At 61.9% G+C, this 457-nt stretch carries 1 rRNA gene; it reads left to right on the top strand.

Annotation, left to right across the window (positions count from 1 at the left end):
- Positions 1–335 precede the first annotated feature (335 nt).
- Positions 336–452 (top strand): 5S ribosomal RNA (gene rrf / locus P5G52_RS18265).
- Positions 453–457: the final 5 nt, after the last annotated feature.

The raw sequence follows: 457 nt of genomic DNA, 5'->3' as shown, positions 1-457 counted from the left end.
AACTTACACCACACACCCACCCCGTCACCGGGACCCCTGGGCAACCAGGACACCAGTGACACCCAAGGGGAGGGTGAAGATCACATATGCTACGCGTCCACTATGCGGTTCCCAACCAACAACGGAACCACCGAACCACCACCACAACCACCGAACCACCACCGCGTCCCCTACCAGGACCGGCACGGAGGATCGGGGCCCGTGGTGGAACAACTCAATACCGGGCTGAACAGAGCCCACATTTACATCCAGCACGACGGATGTAACCCACAGATTTACCGGCACCACCACCCCCCACACCCCGGGGGACGGACGGTGCGTCAGGTAGCAAGGGTTACGGCGGTCATAGCGTGGGGGAAACGCCCGGTCCCATTCCGAACCCGGAAGCTAAGACCCACAGCGCCGATGGTACTGCACCCGAGAGAGTGTGGGAGAGTAGGACACCGCCGGACAACAC

Origin of the sequence: Arthrobacter burdickii (assembly GCF_030433645.1) — a bacterium.
Lineage (GTDB): Bacteria > Actinomycetota > Actinomycetes > Actinomycetales > Micrococcaceae > Arthrobacter_D > Arthrobacter_D burdickii.
The sequence above is the reverse complement of the archived record's forward strand: the minus strand, read 5'-3'. Positions and strand labels throughout refer to the sequence as shown.